Origin of the sequence: Pseudodesulfovibrio sp. 7M6 (genome assembly GCF_050058625.1) — a bacterium.
Lineage (GTDB): Bacteria > Desulfobacterota > Desulfovibrionia > Desulfovibrionales > Desulfovibrionaceae > Pseudodesulfovibrio > Pseudodesulfovibrio salinus.
In genome coordinates this window covers 3,713,454-3,731,867 of record NZ_CP188816.1, presented here as the reverse complement: position 1 = coordinate 3,731,867, position 18,414 = coordinate 3,713,454, and the positions used below count along the sequence as shown (strand labels likewise).

The following is an 18,414-nucleotide window of genomic DNA, read 5'->3' as shown; positions in this document are numbered from 1 at the left end:
CGCTTTTCCGGCGCAAACCGGGAGGTTTTATAAAGGGAAAAGCAAAGCGAAATCCGCAAAGAACAACCCCACTTTTGCCTCTGTTTCAACCCGCCGTCCTGACGAGCCTTCCAAATTTCTACCACTCCTCCAGACGGCGGGGGCTACTGTCCGTGAAGATTTGAGTGAGCCGCTTTTCGTCCCGGCAGGGCGAAAAGCGGCTCACTCAAATCTTTGCGGACGCCGCACAGCCGGTACCCGCCAAGCCGTCAGCCAACCAACTCCCACCCCCCAGGCTCCTACCCCGCGCAGCGGACCGGGGATCCAAGGGCCCTCGGCCCTTGGCAGGTCCAGGGCAGCGCCCTGGCCGTCGGAGACGCCCCACCGGCGAGGTGGCCCTGCCGGCAGGCACCGCCGGAGGCATCCACCGTGCGTTGCCTTGCCAACCCGTTCGATTCCTAGTACCTATTGTTCAACCGTTCTTGACATCCGCCCCTCAGTCCTGAATAACCTCAGATAGTTCCGTGAAACGCCGAACGGCGGATACAGGCAGAAAAAACCATGGCATACAAATACGTTTTCGGACCCGTAATGAGCGGGCGGCTGGGCCGGTCCCTGGGGCTGGACCTGTTGGGAGACCGTATCTGTTCCATGGACTGCGTCTACTGCGAGGTAGGGGCCACGCGGAAGCGGACCCTTGAGCGCGCGCCCTACGTACCGGCAGCGGCCATTTTGAATGAGCTGCGGGCCTGGAAGGCGGAGGGGCACGCGCGGCCCGACATCGTGACTCTGGGCGGATTGGGCGAACCGTGTCTGAACTCGGACATGGGTGCGGTCATTGACGGGGCGCGGGAGCTTTTTCCCGGCAAGCCCGTGGCCGTGCTGACCAACTCGACGCTGCTGTCCGATCCCGAGGTAAGAACGGAACTGGCGAAGGCGGACGTTGTGCTGCCGAGCCTTGATTCTCTGGTGGAAGCGGAGTTCCGCGCCGTAAACCGTTCTGTACAGGGCATCACCGCTACGATGGTGGCCGACGGTCTCCTGGCGTTTCGCAGAGAATTTGACGGAAAGATATTTTTGGAGATTTTGCTGGTGCAGGGGATAAACGACTCCGACGAGAACCTGGACCGGCTGACGGAATTTTGCAGGCGGCTTGAGCCCGACCGGGTGGACGTGGTGACATCCACGCGTCCCGGAACGGTAAAGGGAACGCTCCCCGTAAGCGGGGAAACCCTGGGCCGCTGGCGCGCAAGGCTGGCATCGGGCGAGACATCTCCCCGCCCGGCGAGTGCTGCGCAGCGAGAGGATGCACCTCTGGACCGATTAACGGAACAGGTGGCGGCATCGCTTGCCCGCAGACCGCAGACCATCCACCAGTTGGCAGATGCCCTGAATGCGGACCCGAATCGGGTTCGGCTGGCCGTGGAAGCCCTTGAGAAACAGGGCGGCATCATCCCCCGGGACGACCGGGGCGAGACCTTTTACCACGGCACAGGACACATCCTGGAGGAGTAGCACGCCATGATCCAACACTTTTCACACGAGGTTCATCATGACCAATGTAACGGCCGCCAAGAAGAGGCGGCAAAAAATGTTCATTTCGGTATTGCCCGGAGAGCAGGTTGAGGTAGTCATCGCCGAGGAAGGCAAGGTCAACGAGTACTACGTTGAGATGGTCCACCAGGCCAAGACCAAGGGCAACATCTACAAGGGCTACATCCACAACATCGACAACGGCCTTCAGGCGGCGTTCATCAACTACGGCGCCGAGCGCAATGGGTTCCTCCAGATAGACGAGGTGCACCCGGAATATTACGTGGGCAACCCGGAGACCAAGAAGGGCCAACGCTTTCCGCTGATGCAGAAGGTGCTGAAGCCCGGCCAGGAGATTCTGGTCCAGGTGGTCAAGGAGCCCACGGGCAAGAAGGGCGCGTTTCTGACCACGTACCTTTCCTTGCCGGGCCGGGGATTCGTCTACACTGTGGGACGCTCCCAGATGGGTGTGTCGCGCAAGATCGAGAACGAGAAGGAACGCACCCGGCTGAAAAAGATCCTGGAGTCCTTTGAGACCACCGAAGGCGTGGGGCTCATCGCAAGGACCGCTGCGATCGGACAATCCAAGGTCGCCTTGGAGCGCGACTTCAAATACCTGAACCGCCTGTGGACGGACATCCGCTCCAATGCACAGCAGAAGAAGGCTCCGGCCATAGTCTATCATGAGATGGGTTTGGCGGCCCGGGCCGTGCGCGACTACCTGACCAGCGACATCACCGAGGTCTGGGTGGACGACAAGGAGACCTTCGATCAGATCGAGGACTTCGTGAAGCTCGCCTTCCCGCGCAAGAACAGCCTCATCAAGCTGCACGAAGATAATGAACTCTCGCTGCTGGAGCGGTTCAATCTGGTCAAGCAGGTGCAGGAAATCTACTCCCGCGAGGCGACCATGCCTTCGGGCGGCCGTCTGGTCTTCGATGCCACCGAGGCGCTCACGGCCGTGGACATCAACTCCGGCAAGATCGGCGGCGAACGCAATTTCCAGAAGATGGCGCTCAAGACCAACATGGAGGCCGCGCGTGAGATCGCCCGCCAACTCAGGCTGCGCGACATCGGCGGTCAGGTGGTCATCGACTTCATCGAGATGAAGAACCCCAAGGACTGCCGCGAAGTGGAAAAGGTCATGCGCAATGAGATGAAGAGCGACCGGGCACGCACGGACGTCAGCCGTATCTCCTCCTTCGGCCTCATGGAGCTGGTGCGCCAGCGCCTCGGCTCGTCGGCCATCGCCATCTCCACCGAGCCCTGCCCCTGCTGCAAGGGCACCGGCATCCGGCGCAACATGGAGTGGCAGGCCCTCCAGGCGCTCAAGGACATCCACCGAGACCTGCGCCGTCCCGGCCTGGAGATGGTGGAGTTCAACTGCGAGGAAGAGCTGGCCATCTACCTGCTCAACCACAAGCGCAACACCATTGCGGAGCTGGAAGAGACATACAACCGCAAGGTGCACATCGATATCGACTACGAGTACGACGAATAAAGATCGTCGTATTGAGGAGGGAGATATGGAACGGGTACTGTTGCACATCTGCTGCGGACCGTGCTCCATCACCACCATCAAGACGCTTCAGGACAGGGGGTGCGAGGTCACCGGGCTGTACTACAACCCGAACATCCACCCTCTGACCGAATACGTGAAGCGGCGCGACGGCTGTCTGGAGGTGGCCGACAAGCTGGGCATCAAGGTCATCGTCAAGGATGACGAGTATGAGCCGCAGCAATGGTTCCGGGCCATGGCCCACCGCGAGAATAACCGCTGCTTTCACTGCTATGCCATCCGCCTGGAGCGCACGGCATCCATTGCCAAACGGGGCGGATTCGACGCCTTCACCACCACCCTGCTCTACTCCAAGTTCCAGAAGCACGACGTCATCGCCGGGCTGTGCCGGGACCTGGAAACGCAGAAGACCCGCTTCCTGTACCACGACTTCCGCGAGGGCTGGCAGGAAGGCATTGAGACGTCCAAGGAATGGGGCATCTACCGCCAGCAATACTGTGGTTGCCTGTACAGCGAAAACGAGCGGTACCACCGCGAACTAGGGACGCGCCCATGACCGACAGGAAAGAGCCCCGCAAACTGCCCCGGCTGCTGACGCCGATCCTGCACCGGGACACCATTCTGGCCGCTTTCGTGCTCTCGCCGCTGCTCAACGGGGCCGTAGCCATGCTGGCGGGCACGCCGGACTGGCCCTTTGCCTGGGGTTCCGTGGCGATTTTCGCGGTGCTGGCCTGGCTGACCCGGCAGGGATGGGGACTGGCCTCCTGGGCCACGGTATTGCTGCTGCTCTACGCAGGGACGAACCAGCTCTACTACGGGCTGAACGGGCTGGTGCACAAGAGCCAGCTGCCCGGCTGGCTGCTGCCCATATTGGTGGTGACCGGGGCATACCTCACCTGGGGCGCGCTGGTGCTGCACCGGCAAAAACGGTTCAGGGACTGAGCATGGGACGCATCTATGGCGAAGACGTTCCGGTGAAGGCCGCTTTTCCGGCCGCTGCCGCCGGGGACAAGAAGACGGCCACCCCGCCCGCCAAGGGGCTGCTGCTCTACATCCACGTCCCGTTCTGCCATTCCCGCTGCCACTACTGCTCCTTCCACTCCCAGGCCTTCAACCAGGTAACCTTCATCTGGTACCACAAGCTCCTGCTCCAGGAGATCGAGCTATGGGGCAAACGGCTCAAGAATCCGCCCATCCGTACCGTCTACTTCGGCGGCGGCACGCCGAGCCTCATCCCGCTCACCCAGCTCGACCAGATCATGAAGGCGATCCGCAAGGCGTTCAAGCCCGCGCCCGGCATGGAAGCCACCCTGGAGGCCAACCCGGACTCGGCCCACGACATCAGCTATTTCCGCGCCCTGCTCTCCATGGGGTTCAACCGGCTCTCGCTAGGCGTCCAGAGCTTCAGCGACCTGGACCTGCGCATGTTGGGGCGGCCGCACTCCGCAGCCATGGCCACCGCGTCGTTCCAGACCGCGCGCGAGGCGGGGTTCGCCAATATCGGTATGGACCTCATCTGGGGACTGCCCGGCCAGCGGGTGAACACCTGGATCGAACAATTGAAAGCCGCTTCCCGGCTGCGGCCGGAGCACCTCTCCGCCTACAACCTCACGGTGGAGGACGGCACGGTCATGGCCAAGATGGTGGGCGAAGGCGGCGACTTCAAGCTGCCCTCGGAGCAGGAACAGGGCCGAATGTTCATCTACGGCTCCGAATTCCTGGAATCCATGGGCTACATGCACTATGAGGTCTCGAATTTTGCGCGCATGGGTTTTGTTTCGGAGCACAACTCCGGCTACTGGACCGGGTCCGACTATCTGGGTCTCGGCCCGTCGGCCGTGTCCACCATCGGACGGCGGAGGTTCTGCAACCCGCGCTACATGGACGAATACGACGCCTATGTGCGCGGCGGACTGGTGGGCCAGGACCATGAGGAGCTGACCGACCAGGACCTGCTCAAGGAAATGGTCATGCTCTCGCTGCGGACATCCAAGGGGCTGGACCTCAAGGCATTCCGGGAAAAGGCGGGGTACGACCTGATGAAACGGCAGGAACGGCTCATCACCGCCCTGCACCAGAAACATCTGGTCCGCATCAGCCACGGCCACCTGCGGCTGACCAAGGACGGTATGCTCGTCTCCAACGTCATTATCAGCCGCCTCGCCTTTGACGACGATTAAGCCTCATTCCCACTATATTCCGGCCAGATAGACACCGACCGTGCCGCCCAGAGAAAGGGCGGTGCGCCGAACCATGAACCCTGCCCGCTCCAGCTCTGCCCGGCTGCCGCCGCGCTGCCGGTACTCCCGAAAAAGACGGTAATGCTCCCGCCCGGCCAGCCGCTCCACCATGGCCGCGCCGACGCCCATAAGCCGCTCGCCAAGGCAGCGACCCACCCGATAGTCCGCCACCAGCAGCGATCCGCCGGGGCGCAGCACGCGCGCGGCCTCGGCCAGCAGACCTTCCCGGACAAATGCCGGTTTTTCATGCAGGGCAAAACAGATGGTCACCGCGCCGAACCTGCCGGAAGCAAAGGGCAGGGACACGCCATCGCCACGCACCACCCGGCCGGGCGCGGCGGCCTCGGCTCGCGCCGCCATGGCCGGAGAAAGGTCCAGGCCCACCACCGGGATGCCGCGCGATGCAGCGGCTCCGATCAGCAACCCTGTGCCACAGCACAGATCGAGCAGCGGCAGGGCCGGATCGGGCAGCGCATCCAGAACGGCCCGGTGCACCCGGCGCAGAAAGGGACCGACCACGCGGTCGTAGTGGGGCGCGATGCGGCCGTATTCGTCTTCAGCCCGTGTCATTGCGCCTTGAGCAGCCGGACGGCCCTTGTTTCGGACAGGCCGCTTTCGGTCAGGATTGCCTTCAGCTCTCCCGCCTGCTTCAGTTCCGTCATGCGCCGGTCATAGAGGTCGCGAAACAAACGCCCCTCCTTGGTGGGAGCGAACACAAGGTGCACCGGCAGGGTCCTTATGGGTTCGATAACGACCTGATGCAGATAGACTCCTGACTCCTTGCGCGCCGTCTCCAGCAGATTTTTCCCGTCCAGAATATAAGCGACGGTCCCGTCACGCAGAAGCGAAAAGGCCGAGGCAAGATCAAACATCTTCTGCGGGGAGAATTCCACGCCGAGAATAGCCGGGAGATCAAATCCGTGCACATAGGCCACCCGCTGCCCTTGCAGTGATTTCACGCCCTTCCACGCGGTTTCCGGCGCACGCGCCACGCACAGGTCGTACAGGAATATGGGGTGCTTGCCGCGCAGGACCGTACGCGGATCGTTGCCTATGCTCAGGGAGCACTGGACGGAACCATGCACCAGCTCATCCACGGTCCGGCCATAGGGCATGGATTCATGCTGTAGCACCACGCCCTCCGGCTCCAACACACGCCGCAGGATTTCAGTGATGATGCCTCCCTGGTGAGGCAGAACGGCACGGCCAATGTACGGCATCCCGAACACGCAGACCGGCTTGACCGCCCACGGATCATAGGCCGATGCAGGAGAGACGCAAAAAGTAGTGAACAGCAGGAGGAGCAACGAACCAGATAATGTGCGCACGGCGAACTCCGGTCAGGCCACCTTGACGCCCAGACGGACCGAGGCGTCGATGCGGTTGAGCAGGATCACGGCCCCGGAGCGCTCCATATATTCGTCCGTGGCCTTGCGCGCGCCCTGATAGTAGCCATAGTCATCCACGATGAGGATACCGCCGGGGACCAGACGCGGATACAGGGTTTCCAGCTCGTGCGCCGTGGATTCATAGAGGTCGGTATCCAGCCGGAGCAGGGCGAGGGACTTCGGGGCCGCGTCCGGCAGGGTCTCCTCCACCCGGCCGGGCACGAAAACAAATCGGTCTTCCGGGTAGCCTGTGGCCAGCACATTGCGGCGCACGTCCTCCAACGGGCCGCCATAGCCCCACTTGGTGCCACGTTTGCGGTGCTCCGCCCACGCGCCATGCGGACTCCTGCCGTCCCAGTCCAGGTCCACGGCCTGCGGTTCCGGGTTGCCGTCAAAGGTATCAAAGAGATGAATGCGGCGGGAGGTATCGCCAAAATATCGGCAGGCCAGGGCAGCTAGCATGACCGAGCCGCCGCGCCAGACGCCGCACTCCGCAAAGTCGCCCGCTATCCTGTGCTTCACCAGATACTCCACAGCCTTGTAAAGCGCATAAAACGGCTCCAGCCCACGCTGCACGGTCAGCGAATACGGTACGCAGCGGGAGGCCATTTGTCCGAAGGCGGGTTCGATGATGTCCTTGTATTCGATATCCTGGGGAATGCGCAGCTTCATGGCATGACTCGGATAGTGGTTATTAATGAAAATTCCAACCGACTATGACCCAAAAGGAAGTAGCTGTCTAATGCGAGGCGGCGAGGTCAGCGCTTCTCCCAATCGCGCACGGCACCCGGCACCAAAGAGAACAGCGGATGCGGCTCCGGCCGTTCAATGTCCTTGAACTGCTGGAACAGGTCCGGGGCGCGGGTCTCCAGCTTGCGCAAGAGGTGCGCCCACTCGTAGTCCAGCTGCCCCTCGGTCTCCTCCATGGAAGGCACGGTGGCCGGGGCAATCTTGGAAGCATCATAGCGATAGCCCCGGCAACGGGACTCGGCCAGAATTTCGCCAAGGTAGGCGTTTACCGCGGCCACGGGATCGGCTGTGGCCCTGAAACGGACAAGCTGCGGGTGGTTGGTATACCCCTTGGTCCTGCCCAGCAGCACGGCCCGGGCAAGGAGGCCCTCCCGCCACACGGCGGTCAGTCCCTTGACGTCGAGGTAGCGGGGATGAACGGTCCAGAGTCTCATACAGTCACCTCGCCCCGACAAGATAGTCGAGTTCGCGGAAGATGTCGTTGGTATCAAGCGGCTGGCCGTTCAGCAGGTGCCCCAGCCGCATCAGGTCCGATACCGGAAATTCCTTGCCCCAACGGCTGTGGTAGCCGGTGAAACCATGCTGCCGAAGCAGGGCCAGGGCCTGGGTAAAGGCCTGCCGCGAAAAGGTCTGCCAATCCGTATGGATATCCAGGGCCCAGACCGGAAACTCCCTGCCGCCCTCCTCGCGCTTGCCCTTGAACTCCACGCCCACGCGCAGCCTGCCGTCCGGCTGGGGGATGACGTTCCAATAATAGAGCCACCCTTCACCGATCCACTCGAATTCCAGATGACGATAGTCGCGATCCATGTCCACCGGTCCTTCCAGCCCGCGAGCATCGGACAGGCAACGGCAGATATCCCGAATCGGTTCGGAGAAATTGGAATGGGTGCTCAGGTCGTAATGAGAGCCGTTCAGAACAATGCGGGCCTCAAGCCAATGCGCCTTGACCTCGGTGAGGTAGAACTCGAATTCATCGCAGGACACGGGCCCTCCCGGTTTGCAGGTTCACCATCGGACCCATGGCACACGCAGCCCGCCGAATTTCAAAACCAACGCGGGGCGGACCGAAGTCGATCCGGCCGCCCCGCGCCGTTTTCAAACAATGTCCGTTATTCCAGCCCCATTCCCGAGTGATGGGCGGGGTCGTCCATTTCGTCCACATGGCAGACCGTGCAGGTACCGCCCGCGCCCAGGGCCGCCACATCGCCCGTAAGCTGCATGGGCATCGCGTTGTCCCGGTCGTTTCCGGCCGGATGCACCGCATGGGGGCTGCCGTGGCAGGCGGCGCAGGCTACGGCGTCCATCTCGTCGCGGCGGTAGGCAAAGTGCCCTTCCGCGTCCTCGGTCCAGGTGCCGAAGGCATCGTCCGTGCCCGGCGCGCCGAAGTCCTCATGGCAGGTCAGGCAGTCCGGCTCCATGGTCCAAGGCTTCCTCGGCTCGATATCGCCGTCGTCCGAAGGATCGACTATTGCCAGCAGCTTCGCGGTTGCCGGTCTGCCGTCACCCTTCAGCAGGGCGACCGCATTGCCGGTCATGGAGCCATGGCAGTTCACGCAGGTCAGCCCGACCTCGTCGTGCAGCCCGCGCAGGGTATTCTTGGGATGACAGTCCAGACAGGAGTTCTCGGCATCGCGCCCGGCCAGATACACGGCATGGGCACCATGAATGGCGGCGGAAAGGGATGGCAGGTCCGAATTACCGGCCGCGCTCTGGGCCGTGTCCTCGTGACAGTCGGCGCAGTTCACGCTCTGGCGCGAGGCCAGATCGGTCCTGTTCATGCGGTCGTGGGTAGCCAGGATGTTGGCCACGGTGGCGTCGGAAACACCGGTCCCGCCCTTGGCCCACTCCCCGCCGTGGCAGGACTGGCAGGCCATCTGATCGCTGACCGGCAGGGCGACCTTGGCCGTGGCCAAAACCTTGCCCTGCTTGTCCTTGGCGGTAACGGTGACCATGGGCAGGGGCTGATACTCGCCGTTCTGCATGGCCTTGACGTTCAGCTCGGCCTCATACCGGCCTTCATCCGCCTGAAGCGCCATCGAGCCGTCGAGATTCTCGCCTTCGGTGCCCGGATCAACCGCATAGGTCACGGTCACGCCGTCGGTCACCACCTCGGGCATGGAATCGCGCAGGATCAACTGCGCCCGGATGACCGATTTCGGCGGCAGCAGGGTCCATTTGCCCGATGCCGCATAGAACTGCATACCCGATGCGGCCCAGGCCACCAGGGCGTACTCGTCATTCTCCGCGTCAAACGGCGCGGGGTCGAACTCGCCCGGTTCCGGCACCTCGGCCACGGTGGCCTGTCTGTTGTTCAGCCCTTCCGCGATATACACGGCCAGGGCGTGTTTCTCGTCATCATTCCCCACAAAGGGCGGCATGTAGCGGTTCAGCTTGCCCAGGCCGGTGAGCAGCGCCTCCATGCCGCTGGTATCGTACATAGCGGTGTGTTTGCGAATCTCGTTCATGGGCCCGCCGATGGAATGGCAGGAAGCACACTCGAGCTGATAGAGGAACTGCCCCGCCTCCATGCGGTTGGCATCGGTGATGCCGTCCCGGAGCTGGGGCGGCGTCCACTTGGCGGATGCCAGGGCACCCTTCTGGTCGATGGCCGGAACCATCGCCTTCCGGATGGAGTTGGAATAGGTGTAGTTCCAGATGAGATACGGCTTGCGCGCCGCCTCGCGCAGGAACTCGAAGGAGCCGAACAGGCCGAGGCCGACCAGCAGCACGACCATGGCCACGGGAAAGCCGACGTTCTTCGGCAGCCGGAAGCCCAGCACCAGACCGCCGAACAGGGTCAGCCCGCCGAATATCCAGAACCAGCGCATGAACCCGGCCACACGGTGGGAACCGACAGTGAACAGCTCATGCTGCGCCGGGGGCAGCGCGGCCACGTACCACCAGCCTGCGGCCACGGTGGCCAGCACGCCGAGCACGGTCCACAAGGCGCAGGTACGCACCGCCCGCAGGCGGGTGGCCTCGTCGCCGATGCGCGTGGCCGTGACAAACCCGAACAGCCCTGCACAGACCGCACTGAACAGGGTGCGGAACACCAGCTGCGGCCAGAAGGTGGGATTGAAAAATCCGTCCCAGAAAGCCTTGGTCTCCAGCCAGTGGCCGGGGGTAAGCATGAACCCGATGATGCCGTTGATCAGGAACAGGGAAAACCAGCCGAACAGGAAATAGAGCCAGCCCACTATCATGTGGTCCCGCCGGTCCATCTTGTCCCAGCTATAATAGTAGATCAGCAGGGCTACAATCTCGCCCAGGAAGCAGACCCACTCAGCCGCCCAGCCGAACACGAACTGGTGGATGAGGGTAATGGTCGCCTCGGGCGAAAGCAGGGCGATGGTGAACCAGATGGCGACGCCGGAGACACCGCCGAAGGCCATGGTCAGCAACAGGAAAAAGCGCGAGTGCTTGCGCGTGTAGTTCAGCAGGTCGATGCTGTTCGAGTGATAGGCCGCCCACTCGCTGAGCACCAGGAACAGGCCGCCGCCCACGGCAAAGTGGGCCACGTAGACATGCAGGGTGGCGATGAGCGCGATCCAGAATCCGCCACCCAGGGTCGTCAGTTGCCAGATGGGATATTCCATGGGTTAGGCCCTCCCCTCGCGAGCACGCATATAGAGCTTGATCATGTAGGCGATGAGCGCCATTCCCACGACCAGGAAACCGAGGAAGAGGTAAAAGGACGAATACTGATACGTCACCGGCGTGGAGTCCGCCTTGAACCAGGGCGCGAGGTACAGGGTACGCACCCAGTTGCGCGTCAGGCTCATGAAGAGGACGGTGAGCACCGCCCAGACAGTGGTCTGCTTCACGTTCCTGGCCAACCCGGCCCGCAGGGCCATGCCCGCGCCAATGAGCGAGGCGAGCAGCGTATAGGTGGCGGGCAGGGAATTGCCCATGAACATAAGCAGGAGGGACCTGGGCAGGGAGATGAGGAACCACGCCCCGACCAGCAGGTTGACCATGGTGGCGCGGGTGAACCAGAGCAGACCTATCCCGATGTACTCCTCATGCTCCCGGAACGAACCCAGCAGGGCGATGAACAGGCCACCCACGGCCAGGGCTCCGACCATGAAGTGCAGGAACCTCGGGGCGAGGGTGGGATCGGCCAGGTTCAGAAATCCGCCGCCTGCGGAGAAATATTTGGTCCAGGCCTCGGGCAGCAGCATCAGGGTCATGTTGTTGGTCAGCATGAACCCGGTGTAGACCAGACAGCCCAGGGAAACGGTCAGGATCAGATGCCGCCTGCCGGAACTCATGGATTCCCATCCGAATTTAACGCCATAGTAACCGTAGTAGGCCACCATCAGCACCGGGATGACCGCCAGCCACCAGCCGCCCATGAGCACGGAGCTGACATAGTCGAAGTGGCCGTAGAGCACCTGCAAAAAAAGCAACGGGGCCACGCCGAAGTTGATGGTCAGCGCCAGCAGGGGCGGGGCTTTGTCCCCCACGTCCTTCGCCAGACCGGGGTTGCCGCGCAGGGAACGGAACAGGCCGATGGCCACCGAACCGACCAGCGCGTTCATGAACAGGATATGGATGGCGAAAGTCAGTACGAGCAGGATGTCGAACCACCCCCAAGGGATGGGCAACGGCTCTGCCACGGGAATGAGAGAAGCGGGGTTCATTGCAGGCTCCTAGGTCTTGATTCAATCATATAGACCATTCAGGAAACCTTCTCAACCGGCCTGTGGCATATTCGAGGCAGGGAAGCGCCTTGCCATTTGCCGGGAAACGCGTAAAGAGCGCCGGAGGAGGCACGCCATGATTCTGCTTTTCGACGCGGGAAATACCAATACCAAGATTTGTCTGGCTACCGAAGAGGGGCTGGGCGAAAGCTACACCCTGCCCACCCGTCCGGCCAATACGGCCGATGACTGGGGTCTCAAAATAGGGGCCATTCTCACCCGCGAGGGAGTCAACCCCCACGATGTCGAGGCCTGTTTCATTTCTTCCGTAGTGCCATCGCTGGACCCGATCATTTCGCGTATGGCAAACCGGTTCCTGGATTGCGACGCCCTGTTCGCCGGGCGGGACATCGCCATCGACATAGAGAACCACTACGCCCGGCCGGAGCAGACAGGCATGGACATCCTGGTCGGCTGCCTCTCCGCGCGCCTGACTTACGACAATGAGAATATCATCGTGGTGGATTTCGGCACGGCCACGACCCTGGCCTGCATCCAGGGCTCGAACTTCCTAGGCGGTCTTATCTGCCCAGGCGTGCTCTCCTCCTCTACCGTCCTGGCCGGAGGCACGGCCAAGCTGCCCCAAGTGGACCTGACCATCGATTCTCCGGACCTGACCTGGGGACGGACCACCGAGGAATGCCTCAACCAGGGACTGGTCTTCGGCTTTGCCTCCATGGTGGACGGCCTGGTCGACCGGCTGTCGAACCACCTGGAAGACCCCTTTGTTGTCGCCACCGGCGGGCTGGCCAAAAGCATCGCTCAGGTCTCGGAAACCATCGAAGAAATCCGTCCCGACCTTGTAATGGAAGGGCTGTGGATGGCTTACTACAACGACTGATACACCCGGCGGACAGCCACTCTATTTCGTGAAAAAACGCCTCCGGCTAGGACTGCCGGAGGCGTTTTGCTTTTCGGCTAAATGACCGCTTCGATAAGGCGCGGCCCCTTCTGGCGCAGGGCCGAGGCCAGGGCGTCGGCAAACCCCTTGGTCGTTTCCGTGCGCACGGCCTCCACGCCCATGCCGCCCGCCAGCTGGACCCAGTCCAGGGACGGATTGTGCAGGTCGAGGATGGACAGGGCGTTCTGGCCGCCCGCTTCGGCCTGAACCAGTTTCAGCTCCTGGTTGAGCACGGCGTAGGAACGGTTGGCATAGATGATGGTGACCACGTCGAGATTCTCGCGCGCCTGGGTCCACAGGGCCTGAAGCGTGTACATGGCGCTGCCGTCCCCTTCCAGGCAGACCACCTTGCGGTCGGGCGCGGCCACGGCCACGCCGGTGCTCAGCGGCAGGATGTCGCCGATGGAACCGCCGGTGAGCGGCAGGTAGTCGTGCGGGGCGGCGGTGGCCAGCAGGCCGGAGTACGGCAGGGTGGAGGTGATGCCCTCGTCGGTGAGGATCGCCTCCTCCAGCAACAGGGCCGCGACAATGCGCATGACGTCCTTGGCGGTCAGCGGCCCGTCGGCAGGCAGCTCGGGCGGCGCCAGCAGGGCCACGGCTCCCTTGGCGGGAGCGTCCAGGGCATCGGCCAGGGCAACCATGGCGGCGTTGCCGTCCTCGCTGGCGTGGGCCAGGGTGATAATATCGCAGTGCTCCGGCGTGAGCCAGCTCGCCTGATCGGGATAGGCAAAGAAGGAAACAGGCGGCTCCGCACCCACCAGCAGGAGCTGCTCGAACTCGCCCAACCGCTCCAGGACGGCCTTGCCGCGATAGGGCAGCCGCTCCACCACCGGAGCACCGGCCCCGGCGCGCAGCCGCTGGGTAAAGGTATCGCAAAAGAGCACCGCGCCCGTGGCGGCGGCAACACGCCCGGCGGCGGCGAGGCCTGGGCCGTACAACGCACCCCCGCGCAGCAGGATGGCGGTCTTCTTGCCGCCGGAAAGCGCCCTGGCCGCAGCCTCCACGGCGTCCGGGGAGACCGGGGACGGCCCGAACACGGGCAGGGCCGGGGCGGGACGTTCGGCCGGGAGCCAAGCGGTATCCGCAGGCAGAACCAGCGTGGCCACCTGGCCGGGAGCCATGCGCGCGGCCTGCACGGCAAGGGCCGTGTCCGTAGCCACGGAGCGCGGGCTGCGCGGACGGCGGGTCCAGTGGGAAATGGATTCGGTGATGCCCATGATGTTCGAGGTCAGGGGGGCGTCGTACCGCTCGTGGTAGGTGGCATGGTCGCCCACGATATTGACCACCGGGGACTGGGATTTGCGGGCGTTGTGCAGGTTGGCCATGCTGTTGGCAAAGCCGGGTCCGAGGTGCAGCAGGGTGCAGGCGGGCTTGCCGGTCATGCGGGCGTAGCCGTCCGCCGCGCCGGAGCAGACACCCTCAAACAGGCAGAGGACGGGCCTCATGCCGGGGATGCGGTCCAGGGCGCTGACGAAATGCATCTCCGAGGTGCCGGGGTTGGCGAAACAGACTTCCACACCGCTGTCCACCAGCGTGGCGACCAGCGTTTCCGCGCCGTTGTAGGTTTCGGGACGGCCGGATTTCGAGTTGACGGAACTATCGTTGGACATTGCTGCCTCCTGGTTGTGTATGCGATGCGGGAATATCGCGCGGCTCCGGCGGGGCCGGGCGCGGGGAGGATGCGGACGGGCGCGTCGGGGAAAAGTCGAAACCCGATCGGTCCCGAAAGAGCGATTCCCAGTGTCCGCGAAGCGTAGCCAAGCAGCCAACAGGGGTCAAGACGGAGGGTTGCGTCGTCTGACCGAAATCCCCGGGCCACGCCAAAAACATATTTCTCATTGAAATATTTATACGACTGTCGTAGCCGGGGAAAATGCGTACCCTGAAGCGCTTCACTCTTCGCGTCACGCTGCTCACGCTGATAACCGTCCTGCTGGCCGGGACCGTACTTGCGCTCTCAAGCTACAACTACATCCGCAATACGCGTGCGGCCAAGGACATTGCCGGGAACCTGCTCCAGGAGGCCAACGAAAAGGCGATCATTCAGATAGACGCCATGATCAGCCCCATCCTGGCCCTGGGCAAACGGATTCAGGAACTCCCCGGGCTGGAATCCAAGCCCCTGCTCCTCGACCATCCCGCCGCGGCGTACCTGATGGAAACACTCTCCTTCTATCCATATATCTACTCGGTTTTCATGGGATATGACGATGACGACTTTTACCAGATAATCCTCCTGCAACCTGGAGAAACCACGGTTCGAAACACCATCAAGGCTCCGCCCGACGCAAGATTCGCCTTTCGGAGAATCATGCGCCGCGACAATGGTTCCAGGGTCGAAATATGGCGTTTTCTGAACGAGTCCCGACAGACCGTCGGGTCGCGCCACGAACCGGATACGGTATTCCGACCCACGGTACGCCCCTGGTATGCCATGGCCTTCGGCCACTTCGGACTGGCCCAGTCCGATCCCTATCCCTTTTTTTCCTGCCGGACACTCGGATTGACCGTGGCCCATCGGTTCGACGGGCAGGTTTCCGGCGTTTTCGGCGTGGACATCACCCTTTCCGCCATTTCCCGTTTTTTGGCCCGGCAGCACATAAGCAAACACGGCTTCGCCTTTCTGTTCAACAAGGACGGGATGCTCCTCGCCCACCCGGACGCCTCGCTTTCCCTGCGGGAGACAGCCTTCAACAAGGGAAGCAGCCTGGTGCCCGCCTATCTGGACGACCTGGACGACCCGATCATCGCGCAGGTCTCCAGGCGGTTCACGCAGACGGACGGCAGGGACGGCACCTTTTCCTTCATGGCCGGGGGCCACGAGTACCTGGGATGCATAACCAAGGTGCCGGACAGTCTGAAGGACGGGTACATGGCTGTCGTCGCCCCTGCCTCCGATTTCACCGAGGCCATTGTCAAAACGCGTCGGGACAACCTGCTGTTCGCCCTGCTGGTGCTGGCTCTCGTCATGCCGATAATCGTCATTTTGTCCCGGCGGATTTCCAACCGGTTGCAGGACCTGAGCCGCGAGGCCAATCGAATCCGCGAATTCGACCTGGAAGTGACGCCCAAAATACGTTCCCACATCAAGGAGATAGATTTGCTGGCCCGGTCCGTGGGAGGCATGAAGATCGCCCTCCGTTCCTTTGGCCAGTACGTGCCGAGCACACTGGTGGCAAAAATCGTGAGCGGCGAGCTCGAACCCAGGCTGGGCGGCTCGCGCAGGCCGCTGACCGTCCTCTTTACGGATATTGCCGACTTCACCTCCATCTCCGAGGCGGCTGACCCGGAGGAGCTGATGGGCCGGGTCTCGGTCTATTTCAAGAAACTGAGTTCCGTGATTCTGTCGCACAATGGAACTATCGACAAATTCATCGGCGACGCCATCATGGCCTTCTGGAACGCGCCGTCCCGGGACGGGGAGCACGTCCGCCACGCCTGTGTCGCGGCCCTGTACGCCGCCCGGGCTTCCAATACGCAAAACAAGGCGTGGCGCGCGGAAGGCAAACCAGAGCTGTTCACCCGGTTCGGCCTGCATACCGGCGAATGCATCGTGGGCAATGTCGGGTCTTCGGACCGGATGGACTATACGGCCATGGGCGACACGGTGAACATGGCCTCCCGCCTGGAGGGGCTGAACAAATATCTGGGCACGCAGATTCTGGTCAGCCGGGAGGTGCGGGAACAGGCCGGTGAAGGACTTGTCTTCCGCGCAGTGGGGCGGGTCATCCCCAAAGGCAAACATATCCCGACCGACATCTACGAACTTGCAGGTTTTGCCGCCCATGTGGACGAGAAATGGTATACGCAGTGGGAAACGGCCTATGACAGCTTCATGGCCAGGGATTTCGCGGACGCCGCACAGCGGTTCGCCCTTTTGCTGGAATCCAGGCCCGATGACCCTACGGCCCGCTCCTTTGCGGAACGGGCGAGCCGATTCCGGGACGATCCGCCGTCCGAGACATGGGACGGCACAGAAAAATTCACCGCGAAATAGGACGGGATCGTGCGGGTACTCTTCCTTATCATAACCATGCTCTCGCTGGCCTTGCCGGGACGCGCCCTGGCTGGGACGCCCGTCGGGATCAGCCTGTGGACCACGGAAACGCCGAAGGAACGGCTGGCCGTAATCCGATATCTTGCCGACGTGTTCATGGCGCTCAACCCGGACATCAAGGTAACAGTGGTGGGCATTGACGAAAACGAATTCATCCGCTGCGTGACCGATAAAAAGGACTGCGGGGAGACGCCGGATCTGGTCAACACCAGCTCGGCCCTCATCGTGGCCATGGGCGAAAAGGGATTGCTGGATACCGGAGCCGCCACCGCAGCCGTGCGCAGCATCGGTACGGACCGGTTCTCCAAGGGGCCGCTGCTGGCCTTCACCCGACCGGGTCGCGGCTTTTATGGCATACCGCACCACGGCTGGGTGCAGGGGATCTGGTACCGTGCCGACTGGTTCGAGGAAGCCGGACTCACCCCGCCCCGCACTCTCCGCCAAATCCTCAAGGCGGCAAAACGATTCACCGATCCGGCAAAAGGCGTGTACGGCATATTGCTCGGCACCAAGGCCGACAACTACGCGGAGCAGATCTTTACCCAGATAGCCCTGGCCTGCGGCGCACGCATGTTCTCCCCCGACGGCCAGCTCGTCTTCAACTCGCCCCGGATGGTCGAAGCGCTGAAATACTACCAACAACTGGCCGGGTACACGCCGCCCGGCCCCCAGACCTGGCGCGGCAGGGACTACTATCTGCAAGGCCGTCTGGCCATGCTCTTCTATTCGACCTTCATCATGGACGACCTTGCACTGCCCGGCGTGGCCGCAGAGTCACTCGGCTCCGACCATTTCAAGGACCTGAGCGGAACAATATTCGACCCGGAGCTGGCCCGGCACACGCGAATGACGGCCTTGATCCAAGGCAGGACCGTCGCGGGATACGGCTCCATCAACGGCTTCTCCCTGTTCAGGAGCGGCTGCCCGGCCAAACGGGAAGCGACGCAGCGGCTGCTGGCGTTTCTCTATGAGCCGGGACCGTATGTGGAGTGGCTGCACATGTCGCCCGGCGGTATGCTTCCGGCCCTGCGCAACTTTGAAAACGACCAGCGGTTCATGGATGACCCGGAAGGCGTGTTCCACCGGTTCGGCCGGGCCAATATCAAACGCATCCTCGCCGGTCTGGAGTCGATCCGGACCTTCGGGCTGGTGGATGGGCACCACTTCCCCCTCGCCTCCGTCTTCTTTGCCGAAAAGATCATCCCCCGGATGATCGCCAAAACCCTGTCGGACGAATATTCCCCCGCCGATGCCGTTGCCTGGGCCGAACAGGAAATGCGCCGGGTGGCGGCCTCCATCTCGGGGCAGAAGGCTTCCGATGCGCAGTAGTCAATCTCCGCC

At 62.7% G+C, this 18,414-nt stretch carries 16 protein-coding genes; 8 read left to right on the top strand and 8 right to left on the bottom strand.

The features are described 5' to 3' along the window. Positions 1 to 540: 540 nt before the first annotated feature. From ACI0FG_RS17385 to hemW, 5 genes are read left to right on the top strand one after another with little or no spacing between them, the layout of a single operon-like run. Positions 541 to 1,494, top strand: a complete 954-nt coding sequence (locus ACI0FG_RS17385; RefSeq protein ID WP_419786276.1) for a radical SAM protein — start codon at positions 541 to 543, stop codon at positions 1,492 to 1,494. Between the two features lie 37 nt (positions 1,495 to 1,531). Next, positions 1,532 to 3,013 (top strand): Rne/Rng family ribonuclease, encoded by a 1,482-nt coding sequence (locus tag ACI0FG_RS17380; RefSeq protein WP_419786275.1) that lies wholly within the window; start codon positions 1,532 to 1,534, stop codon positions 3,011 to 3,013. 25 nt (positions 3,014 to 3,038) lie between these two features. After that, entirely contained in the window at positions 3,039 to 3,587 is a 549-nt protein-coding gene (locus ACI0FG_RS17375) for an epoxyqueuosine reductase QueH (RefSeq protein WP_419786274.1), read from the top strand. Beyond that, a complete protein-coding gene (locus ACI0FG_RS17370) occupies positions 3,584 to 3,973 on the top strand; it encodes a hypothetical protein (RefSeq protein ID WP_419786273.1) in 390 nt (129 codons plus the stop codon). Before ACI0FG_RS17375 ends, ACI0FG_RS17370 begins: the two co-directional genes overlap by 4 nt. A 2-nt stretch (positions 3,974 to 3,975) precedes the next feature. Further along, the gene (gene hemW, locus ACI0FG_RS17365) at positions 3,976 to 5,211 is read left to right on the top strand and encodes a radical SAM family heme chaperone HemW (protein WP_419786272.1); all 1,236 of its coding nucleotides are present in this window, start codon (positions 3,976 to 3,978) and stop codon (positions 5,209 to 5,211) included. Between the two features lie 12 nt (positions 5,212 to 5,223). Here hemW and ACI0FG_RS17360 read toward each other — a convergent pair whose 3' ends face one another. From ACI0FG_RS17360 to ACI0FG_RS17330, 7 genes are all read right to left on the bottom strand, one after another. Then, positions 5,224 to 5,841 carry a class I SAM-dependent methyltransferase gene (locus ACI0FG_RS17360; protein ID WP_419786271.1) on the bottom strand — a complete coding sequence of 206 codons (618 nt, stop codon included), beginning with the start codon at positions 5,839 to 5,841 and terminating at the stop codon, positions 5,224 to 5,226. Continuing rightward, positions 5,838 to 6,599: a substrate-binding periplasmic protein gene (locus tag ACI0FG_RS17355; RefSeq protein WP_419786270.1), complete on the bottom strand. Its 762-nt coding sequence runs from the start codon at positions 6,597 to 6,599 to the stop codon at positions 5,838 to 5,840. Before ACI0FG_RS17355 ends, ACI0FG_RS17360 begins: the two co-directional genes overlap by 4 nt. 12 nt (positions 6,600 to 6,611) lie before the next feature. Then, positions 6,612 to 7,331: a TylF/MycF/NovP-related O-methyltransferase gene (locus tag ACI0FG_RS17350; RefSeq protein WP_419786269.1), complete on the bottom strand. Its 720-nt coding sequence runs from the start codon at positions 7,329 to 7,331 to the stop codon at positions 6,612 to 6,614. Between the two features lie 86 nt (positions 7,332 to 7,417). Continuing rightward, entirely contained in the window at positions 7,418 to 7,843 is a 426-nt protein-coding gene (locus ACI0FG_RS17345; protein WP_419786268.1) for a pyrimidine dimer DNA glycosylase/endonuclease V, read from the bottom strand. Between the two features lie 4 nt (positions 7,844 to 7,847). After that, positions 7,848 to 8,396: a hypothetical protein gene (locus ACI0FG_RS17340; protein ID WP_419786267.1), complete on the bottom strand. Its 549-nt coding sequence runs from the start codon at positions 8,394 to 8,396 to the stop codon at positions 7,848 to 7,850. A 125-nt stretch (positions 8,397 to 8,521) separates the two neighbouring features. Next, positions 8,522 to 11,008 (bottom strand): cytochrome ubiquinol oxidase subunit I, encoded by a 2,487-nt coding sequence (locus ACI0FG_RS17335; RefSeq protein ID WP_419786266.1) that lies wholly within the window; start codon positions 11,006 to 11,008, stop codon positions 8,522 to 8,524. Positions 11,009 to 11,011: 3 nt separating this feature from the next. Continuing rightward, positions 11,012 to 12,055 (bottom strand): hypothetical protein, encoded by a 1,044-nt coding sequence (locus ACI0FG_RS17330; protein ID WP_419786265.1) that lies wholly within the window; start codon positions 12,053 to 12,055, stop codon positions 11,012 to 11,014. 136 nt (positions 12,056 to 12,191) lie between these two features. Here ACI0FG_RS17330 and ACI0FG_RS17325 point away from each other — a divergent pair, with 136 nt between their 5' ends. Then, positions 12,192 to 12,956, top strand: coding sequence for a type III pantothenate kinase (locus ACI0FG_RS17325; protein ID WP_419786264.1), 765 nt, complete (start codon positions 12,192 to 12,194; stop codon positions 12,954 to 12,956). Between the two features lie 77 nt (positions 12,957 to 13,033). Here the strand turns inward: ACI0FG_RS17325 and ACI0FG_RS17320 are convergent, their stop codons facing one another. Then, entirely contained in the window at positions 13,034 to 14,626 is a 1,593-nt protein-coding gene (locus tag ACI0FG_RS17320) for an acetolactate synthase large subunit (protein WP_419786263.1), read from the bottom strand. Positions 14,627 to 14,889: 263 nt separating this feature from the next. Here ACI0FG_RS17320 and ACI0FG_RS17315 point away from each other — a divergent pair, with 263 nt between their 5' ends. Together ACI0FG_RS17315 and ACI0FG_RS17310 are read left to right on the top strand one after the other, a co-directional pair. Then, positions 14,890 to 17,013 carry an adenylate/guanylate cyclase domain-containing protein gene (locus ACI0FG_RS17315; RefSeq protein WP_419786262.1) on the top strand — a complete coding sequence of 708 codons (2,124 nt, stop codon included), beginning with the start codon at positions 14,890 to 14,892 and terminating at the stop codon, positions 17,011 to 17,013. A 9-nt stretch (positions 17,014 to 17,022) separates the two neighbouring features. After that, positions 17,023 to 18,402, top strand: a complete 1,380-nt coding sequence (locus tag ACI0FG_RS17310) for an ABC transporter substrate-binding protein (protein ID WP_419786261.1) — start codon at positions 17,023 to 17,025, stop codon at positions 18,400 to 18,402. Positions 18,403 to 18,414: the final 12 nt, after the last annotated feature.